Source organism: Bergeriella denitrificans NBRC 102155, from assembly GCF_001592185.1.
Lineage (GTDB): Bacteria > Pseudomonadota > Gammaproteobacteria > Burkholderiales > Neisseriaceae > Neisseria > Neisseria denitrificans.
Genome location: NZ_BCWL01000106.1, coordinates 1 through 7,206, shown reverse-complemented (window position 1 = coordinate 7,206; position 7,206 = coordinate 1). Strand labels below are relative to the sequence as shown.

The 7,206-nt window shown below is 57.9% G+C and carries 8 protein-coding genes; 1 reads left to right on the top strand and 7 read right to left on the bottom strand.

Features of this window, described 5'->3' with window-relative positions; all coding sequences use genetic code 11:
- Window positions 1-42: 42 nt before the first annotated feature.
- The 6 genes from BDE01S_RS06755 to aroA all read right to left on the bottom strand — a co-directional run bounded on the left by BDE01S_RS06755 (window position 43) and on the right by aroA (window position 5,194).
- The gene (locus BDE01S_RS06755) at window positions 43-726 is read right to left on the bottom strand and encodes an alpha/beta hydrolase (protein WP_066079153.1); all 684 of its coding nucleotides are present in this window, start codon (window positions 724-726) and stop codon (window positions 43-45) included.
- A 100-nt stretch (window positions 727-826) separates the two neighbouring features.
- On the bottom strand, window positions 827-1,681 hold the full coding sequence (lgt, locus tag BDE01S_RS06750; protein WP_066079151.1) for a prolipoprotein diacylglyceryl transferase: 855 nt from the start codon (window positions 1,679-1,681) through the stop codon (window positions 827-829).
- A gap of 43 nt (window positions 1,682-1,724) precedes the next feature.
- Window positions 1,725-2,012: a hypothetical protein gene (locus tag BDE01S_RS06745; RefSeq protein WP_066079148.1), complete on the bottom strand. Its 288-nt coding sequence runs from the start codon at window positions 2,010-2,012 to the stop codon at window positions 1,725-1,727.
- Between the two features lie 30 nt (window positions 2,013-2,042).
- Window positions 2,043-2,810, bottom strand: a complete 768-nt coding sequence (tadA, locus tag BDE01S_RS06740; protein ID WP_066079145.1) for a tRNA adenosine(34) deaminase TadA — start codon at window positions 2,808-2,810, stop codon at window positions 2,043-2,045.
- A gap of 41 nt (window positions 2,811-2,851) precedes the next feature.
- On the bottom strand, window positions 2,852-3,790 hold the full coding sequence (miaA, locus tag BDE01S_RS06735) for a tRNA (adenosine(37)-N6)-dimethylallyltransferase MiaA (RefSeq protein WP_066079142.1): 939 nt from the start codon (window positions 3,788-3,790) through the stop codon (window positions 2,852-2,854).
- Window positions 3,791-3,901: 111 nt separating this feature from the next.
- The gene (aroA, locus tag BDE01S_RS06730) at window positions 3,902-5,194 is read right to left on the bottom strand and encodes a 3-phosphoshikimate 1-carboxyvinyltransferase (RefSeq protein ID WP_066079141.1); all 1,293 of its coding nucleotides are present in this window, start codon (window positions 5,192-5,194) and stop codon (window positions 3,902-3,904) included.
- A gap of 186 nt (window positions 5,195-5,380) precedes the next feature.
- Here aroA and BDE01S_RS06725 point away from each other — a divergent pair, with 186 nt between their 5' ends.
- Complete coding sequence (locus BDE01S_RS06725) at window positions 5,381-6,451, top strand: AI-2E family transporter (protein WP_066079139.1); 1,071 nt, start codon at window positions 5,381-5,383, stop codon at window positions 6,449-6,451.
- Window positions 6,452-6,613: 162 nt separating this feature from the next.
- Here BDE01S_RS06725 and BDE01S_RS11420 read toward each other — a convergent pair whose 3' ends face one another.
- On the bottom strand, window positions 6,614-7,147 hold the full coding sequence (locus BDE01S_RS11420) for a hypothetical protein (RefSeq protein ID WP_066079137.1): 534 nt from the start codon (window positions 7,145-7,147) through the stop codon (window positions 6,614-6,616).
- Window positions 7,148-7,206: the final 59 nt, after the last annotated feature.

Sequence of the window (7,206 nt, the reverse complement as noted above, 5' to 3'; positions counted from 1 at the left end):
GCCGCCTTGTATCAGAAATTACACTCCGATTATAAAACAGCTTTATGCAGATTCTGCGGTATTTTCCAGCAGGTAGGAGGCGGCTTTGGCCATGCGTTGGGGGATGTCTTGGAAGTGGCCTCCGCTGTTGAGTTCGAATGTGCAGGAGACACCTTGGGTCTGCCAGTTTTGCCGGGTGGCGAGGGTGTTGGTTTCGACGACGGCCATGCGGGGGTTTTTGCTGTTTTTTTCGGTGTCGCCGACGGAGAAGTAGGCGGTGTGCGGCAGGGTGTTCAGGCTGTGGTTGGCGATGAAGTCTGCCCAGCCGTCGAACCACAGTGAGCCGGATACGGATGCGAAGCGGGTGAACGGGGTGGGTTGATAGGCGGCGTAGGCGGTGAAGAGGCCGCCGAGGGAGTAGCCGATCAGGCCGCGCCATTGGGGTTGCAGGGCGTGGGTTTGTTCGATTTGGGGCAGTAGCTCTCGGATAATCCAGTTTAGGTTGTCGTCGGCGCCGCCGCTGAATTCGGGGGCTTTTTTGAAGGCGGCGGGGGCGGGCCAGGGGGTGAATGCGTGTTCCCATAAGGGCTCGTCAACGGAGATGAGCGCGGCTTGTCCGTTTAATAAGGCGGCTAATTGGTCGGATTCTTCTTGGGTGAGAAAGGTCAGCAGCAGGGGCAGGTCGGCTCGGGCGGGCAGGTAGGCGGACACGGTTTTGCCGGCGATGGTATGGCTGTGTTTGTGCATGGGTGTTCTCCTGATGGCGGCAGCGCGCGGCAATCGGGGCGGGCTGCGGGGTGTTGGAAAAAGCCGTCTGAAAACGGGGATTTTCAGACGGCCTGTGGGTTTAATGCAAGCGGTTTTTCTTACCGAAATAGATGAAGCCGGCTGCGCCGAGAATCATCATCGGCAGGCTGAGCCATTGCCCCATGGAGAGGCCGAAGGTCAGCAGGCCGAGGTAGTCGTCGGGCTGGCGGGCGAACTCGGCGATAAAGCGGAAAAAGCCGTAGCCACCGAGAAACAGGGCGGCGGTTTGCCCGGTCGGGCGGGGTTTTTTGGAAAAAATCCATACGACGGCAAACAGGCAGATGCCTTCGAGGGCAAACTGATAAAGCTGGGAGGGGTGGCGCGGCAGCATGGCGTATTGGTTGAGCCATTCTGCCCATTGGGGATTGTGGGCGGCTGCGGCGGCGTCTTCATAATGCGCCTGCGGGAAACCCATGGCCCACGGGGCGTTGATGTCGGTGACGCGCCCCCACAATTCGCCGTTGATGAAGTTGCCGATGCGGCCGGAAGCCAGGCCCAGCGGCACGAGCGGGGCGACAAAATCCATGGTTTTCAAAAAGCTGAGATGGTGTTTTTTGCTGAACAGCCACATCGCGACGACCACGCCCAAAAAGCCGCCGTGAAATGCCATGCCGCCTTCCCAAACTTTAAACATACTAATCGGGTCGGCCAGATAGTCGGAAAGTTTGTAAAACAGGATATAGCCCAAGCGGCCGCCGATAATCACGCCCAGGATGCCCCAGGTGAGGAAATCGTCGAGCAGTTCGCGGGTAAACAGGGTGTTGCCTTGGGCGATGCGGCGGCGGCCGAGCCAGATAAACAGGATAAAGCCGACGATGTAGCTCAGGGCATACCAGCGTATGGCCAGCGGGCCGATGCTGATTAATACGGGGTCAAACTGGGGGTGTACCATCATGGCGGAAGGTCCTTTCGGAATGCGGAAGCCGTCTGAAAAATGCTCAGAACGCGCCGAAATAGTGGAAAAGGTAAACAATCAACAGCAGCAGCGGGGCAAACAGCAGCGAGGTCTGTTTTTTCAATTCGGGTTCGCCGCGCAGGTGGTGCTTGATGACTTCAAATAACACGAATTTGGATAAAAAAGTGGCTTCGCAGGCTAAGATGATGCCGTTAATCAGATATTGCGTGGGATCGTCGTGCGGCGGAAACAGGGCGAAGAGCAGCAGGGTAGCCAGCGGAATCAGGCAGACAATCAGCCAGCGGATCAGGAGCGTGCGGGAGTGGTTCATGGTCGGGCGCGGTTATCGGAAAGGGCGTTATTATAGCGCAGCTTGGGGCGGCGTGGTTTCAGACGGCATTTCGGATGCGCTGTTGCCGCGTCGCGCATCGAAAAAACGCTGCAATACTGCTTGGCATTCGTTTGCCGATACGCCGCCCAAAACGGCGGTATGCCGGTTGAGACGGATATCGCCGAACACGTCCAATACGCTGCCGGCCGCGCCGGTTTTCGGCTCTGACGCTCCGTACACCACCCGTTTGACCCGCGCCTGTATCAATGCGGAGGCGCACATGCAGCAAGGTTCGAGGGTGATGTACACATCGCAGTCTTCCAAACGGTAATTCTGCAGCGCCGCACCTGCCTGCGCCAAAGCGCGGATTTCGGCATGGTGGCTGATGTTGTGGTCGCCGATGCAGGAATTGTGGGCGGCGGCGATGATTTCGCCGTTTTTTACGACGACCGCACCGACGGGGATCTCCCCCAGCGCCGCTGCCTGCCGCGCCTGCGCCAACGCCGCCTGCATGAAGCGTTCCATTTCAGACGGCATGGGGAACATGGCGACGGGCGCGTGGTTTTTGACTGCGGTTTTTAAGGCATGTTTTTGCGCTGCGTCCAACTCCTGCGGCCGGATGCCGAGCAGCAGTGCTTCGAGCTGCCACAGCGTGCTGTATGTCAGCGTTAGCCCTGCCGCTTTAAGCAGCAGAAAGGTTTTGGCCGAGCCGAAACGGCGCAAATCGTCGGACGTATGAATGCCGAGACGCTGTAAGGCCAAAAGTGTTTTCGGGGCAATGGGGGGCGTGGTCAACATAAGCGGGAAAGATGGAACAAGCTGCCAGAAAAGATGCCGGTTTATATCTTGAAATGCCGCTGCACCAGCGACAAGGCCGTCTGAAAATAATCGTTTGAGCCGTAGGGGGCGAGGGCGGCGGCGGTTGGGATTTTCCGCAGCCAGGTCAGCTGGCGTTTGGCGAGCTGGCGGGTGGCGGCTTTGCCTTTTTCGACAAAGGTTTCATAATCGTATGCGCCTTCGAGATAATCCCAAGCCTGGCGGTAGCCGACGCAGCGCATGGCGGGCATATCGGCGCTGAGTTCGGGATAGCGGGCGCGCAGGGTGTTCATCTCATCCAGAAAACCCTGTTCCAACATTTTATCGAAACGCTTGCCGATTTGCGCGTGCAGCAAGGCGCGGTCTTCGGGAATTAAGGCGACGGTATGCAAATCCAGCGGCGCGGTATAGTGCGCCTGCTCCGCAAAATGCCGGCTCAAGGGTTTGCCCGTCAGCAGATACACTTCCAGGGCGCGTTCGATGCGCTGGCTGTCGTTCGGTTTCAGACGGCCTGCGGTCTCGGGGTCGCAGGCTTGCAGCTTTTCATATAGATAGCCCAAGCCGTGCGTGGCTTTATCGGCCTGCAAAGCCGCGCGTACTGCGGGGTCGGCCTCGGGCAAATCGTTCAAACCCGCAGTCAGCGCGTGGAAATACATCATGGTGCCGCCGACAATCAGCGGCAAACGTCCGCGCGCATGGATTTCGGCGGCCAAGCGCGTGCAGTCGGCCACAAATTCGGCCGCGCTGTAACTTTGCAGCGGCGAAATAATATCAATCAAATGATGGGGCACGGCTGCCATTTCCGCTGCCGTCGGCTTGGCGGTACCGATGTCCATATCGCGGTACACCAGCGCGGAATCGAGGCTGATGATTTCAACGGGCAGGCACTCTGCGATTTTGAGCGCGAGTGCGGTTTTGCCGCCGGCGGTGGGGCCGAGTATGGCGAAGGCTTTGGGGGTCATGTGGGAACTGGGCGTTAAGTTTGGCGGAATGACGGCTGAGGAATTTTAAACATTGTTGCCAAGGTTTCAGGCCGTCTGAAAATCAGGTTTTTCAGACGGCCTGTGTGCGGCTTACCCGGTAATTGAGGCAAATACGTCAAAGTAAGTCGGGAAGGTTTTGTGGGTGCATTTCGGGTCGTTGATGATAACGGGCGTGCCGAGCAGCGACACCAGCGAGAAGCACATGGCGACGCGGTGGTCGTCGTAGGTGTCGATGGCCACGTCTGCTTTTAATGCGGCGGGCGGCGTGATGTGGATGGCTTCTTCTTCCTCTGTTACTTCTGCGCCGAGCTTGCGTAATTCGGTTGCCATGGCGGCGATGCGGTCGGTTTCTTTCACGCGCCATGAACCGATGTTACGCAGGGTGCAGGGTTTGCCGCTGGCCAGCGCAATCACGGCCAGGGTCATGGCGGCGTCGGGAATATGGTTGGCATCCAAGTCAAACGGCAATACGGCCCGATCCGCCGCGCGGGAAATTTCGATGAAATTGTCGCCCCACACCACATCGGCGCCGATTTTTTCCAACTCGCGTGCAAAAGCAACATCGCCCTGAATGCTGTTCAGGCCGATACCGGTGACGCGGATGGGCGCGCCGGAAATCAAGCCTGCGCCGAGGAAATAAGACGCGCTGGAGGCGTCGCCTTCAACGTGCAGCACCTCGGGCGCATGGTAACGCGCGCCGGCGGGGATTTTAAACACACGGTAATCTTCATTTACCACATGCACGCCGAACTGCGCCATCAGTTTCAGCGTGATGTCGATGTAGGGCTTGGAAATCAGCTCGCCGACCATGCGGATATCGAATGCCTCGCCGGTCAGCGGCAGCGCCATCAGCAGCGCGGTGAGAAACTGGCTGGACACATTGCCTTTAATCGGAATTTCGCGCACACCGTTGTCGCCGCACTCATGGATTTGCAGCGGCGGATAGTGTTCATTGCCCAAATACCGGATATCCGCGCCGGCGATACGCAGCGCATCGACCAAGTCGCCGATGGGGCGCTCGTGCATACGCGGCACGCCGTGCAGGTGGTAATCGCCGCCCAATACCGCCAATACGGCCGTCAGCGGGCGGAAGGCCGTACCCGCGTTGCCGAGAAACAGATCTGCCGAACGCTTGGGAAAACGCCCGCCCGTGCCGTGGATTTTCAGACGGCCTTCTTCTAAAAATTCGATATCAACGCCCAGCTTTTCCAAGGCTTCCAGCATACGGTCGGTGTCGTCGGATTTGAGCAGCGAGCGGATTTCGCAGGTGTTGTCGGACAAAGCGGCCAATAGCAGCGTGCGGTTGCTGATGCTTTTGGAGCCGGGCAGGGCGACGGTGGAAGGCTTGAGCTTGGCAGCGGGCAGGCGGATGGATTCGGTCATATTTCTCTCTTTGACGGTGTGGGTTGCGGGCGGAAAGCCGCAGAACGCGGCCAAGGCCGATGCCGCATTATACGCAAATCGGCGGCCGTCTGAAACTGGGGCGGGGCGTTTTCAGACGGCAATGCAGTAGCACTTTGCGGGGCATTTCACTATACTGCTGCTTTTGACGGATTTCGGTGTTAGTTTATGTATCAGAAGAAAGCGCGCGGCGCCAAGCCGTGGATTGTAATGGGCGCAGTGGTGGTGCTCTTTTTCTGGCTGCTTTATGCGCTGGGCGACATTCTCACGCCGTTTATCGTGGCGGCGGTGCTGGCTTATGTGCTGAACCCACTGGTGGAAATGCTGGAGCGGCGCGGTTTCAAGCGCGGGTTGGCTTCTATGCTGGTGATGGTGCTGTCGCTGGCGGTATTGCTGGCTTTGGTGCTGATTATCGTGCCGATGCTGATCGGGCAGTTTAACAATTTGGTCGAGCGGCTGCCGCAGATTGCGGGCTTTGTGCAAAATACGCTGCTGCCCTGGCTGGGGCGCTTCGGCGGCGGCTATATTGAGCTGGACACGGCGTCTATCGTGGCCTGGCTGCAATCGCATACCGGCGAGTTGGCCGATACGCTGAAACGAATGATGCCCGCGCTGATGAAAAGCGGCAGCAGCATGGTTTTGGGCGTGAGCAATTTTCTGCTGCTGCCTTTTCTGCTGTATTATTTTCTGCTGGACTGGCAGCGCTGGTCGGCCGGTATCAAGGCTTTGGTGCCGCGCCGCTTTATCGATACCTATACGCGCATCAGCGACAATATGGACGAAGTGCTCGGCGAATTTCTGCGCGGGCAGCTGACGGTGATGCTGATAATGGGGCTGGTGTACGGCCTGGGGCTGATGCTGGTGGGGCTGGATTCGGGCTTTGCCATCGGCATGATTGCGGGTATTTTGGTATTTGTACCGTATTTGGGTGCGTTTACCGGGCTGCTGCTGGCTACGGTGGCGGCGGTATTGCAGTTCGGCTCGTGGCAGGGCGTGCTGATGGTGTGGGCGGTATTTGCGGTCGGACAGTTTTTGGAGAGTTTTTTCATTACCCCGAAAATCGTCGGCGACCGCATCGGCCTGTCGCCTTTCTGGGTGATTTTCTCGCTGATGGCGTTCGGCCAGCTGATGGGTTTCGTCGGTATGCTGGTCGGCCTGCCGCTGGCGGCGGTCACGCTGGTGCTGCTGCGCGAGGGCGCGGATGCCTATTTCGGCAGCCATTTCTACCGCCACCGCTGATGCGGTTTTTCAGACGGCCTGAAGCAGGAAAGGCCGTCTGAAAATCGGGTATTTGAGTGCGAATGGTTTCAGTATTGAATTTCGTATTGAACTTCGCAAGGCGGGAAAATATGAAAAACGGGCAGATTAAGAAATCTGCCCGTTTTTCATGAGTAAGCACTATCAATAGTGGCGGCGGCGGAAGAAAAACATTCCTTCGCTGTCGGTTTCGATGATGTAGCGGCCGTTTTGTACCGCCGCATAGCCGCTTTTTTCGGCTTGATAAGGCTGCAGGCCGGCGTGGCTGAGCAGGTAGGCGGTGAGCGCGGGCGCGTCTTGGGCGACATTGTCCAGCAGGCGGGCAAACAGGGTGTGGCAGATGCCGCCTTCACGCCAGCCGGTTTTCCGGCCTGCTTCGTCGGTTTCCATACATTTGCCGCTGATGGTCTCTAAATCGGCGGGGTTTTTACCGCTTAAAACAATGTAGTTGTCGCCGCTTAAACCGTCGATTTGATAGCTGGATTGTGCTTTTTCGCCGTCGCCGCTGCTGCCGGAGGGTGTAAGGGCCAGGCCTTCGATGGCTGCGGTGTCGATGTGCTTGATTTTGAACACGGGTTTGGGCGCTTGGCCGTCTGCATTTCGGCTGTTTTCATTGCTTGAGCCGCCGCAGGCTGCCAGCATCAGCAGGCAGGCGGCGGAAAATAATGCTTTTTTCATCGCTAAATCCTGTGGGTATGGGGCAAATGGTGCTATAGTCGGAGAAAATAAGAATGAGA